The 405-nt window shown below is 66.7% G+C and carries 1 protein-coding gene; it reads left to right on the top strand.

Annotation, left to right across the window (positions count from 1 at the left end; genetic code table 11):
• Positions 1 to 373, top strand: a 373-nt coding sequence (locus DBR34_RS22420) for a TonB-dependent receptor (protein WP_258223763.1), incomplete at its 5' end; no start/stop codon positions are given.
• Positions 374 to 405 lie beyond the last annotated feature (32 nt).

The raw sequence follows: 405 nt of genomic DNA, 5'->3' as shown, positions 1-405 counted from the left end.
GCAGAAGGCGGTGATCGACGTACCGGACCCCGCCGCACCGAACACCCGGGGGCGGCAGATCGAAAACGTGCCGAACTGGCTGGCCAGCGCCGGCGTGGAGTACGCCCCCACGGCAGACTGGACCTTCAGTGCCTGGGGTAATGGCCAGGGCGACTACTTCGTGGAGCGCACCAACAAGCTCGGCCGTTACGGCGGCTATGCGCTGTTGAACCTGAGCGCCCGCTACCAACTGGACGCGCGCAACCAACTGGCCCTGCTGCTGAAGAACGCCACCGACCGCTTTTACGTGTATGCCTGGTATGACAGTGGCGCGTCGGGTTACTCGCCGGGCGATGGCCGCGCGCTCTACCTGAGCTGGACCCGGGAGCTCTGAGATGCACATCCCCACCACACCCGCCCCAGGCC

Origin of the sequence: Stenotrophomonas sp. HMWF003 (genome assembly GCF_003061285.1) — a bacterium.
Taxonomy (GTDB): Bacteria; Pseudomonadota; Gammaproteobacteria; order Xanthomonadales; family Xanthomonadaceae; genus Stenotrophomonas; species Stenotrophomonas maltophilia_AP.
The sequence above is the reverse complement of the archived record's forward strand: the minus strand, read 5'-3'. Positions and strand labels throughout refer to the sequence as shown.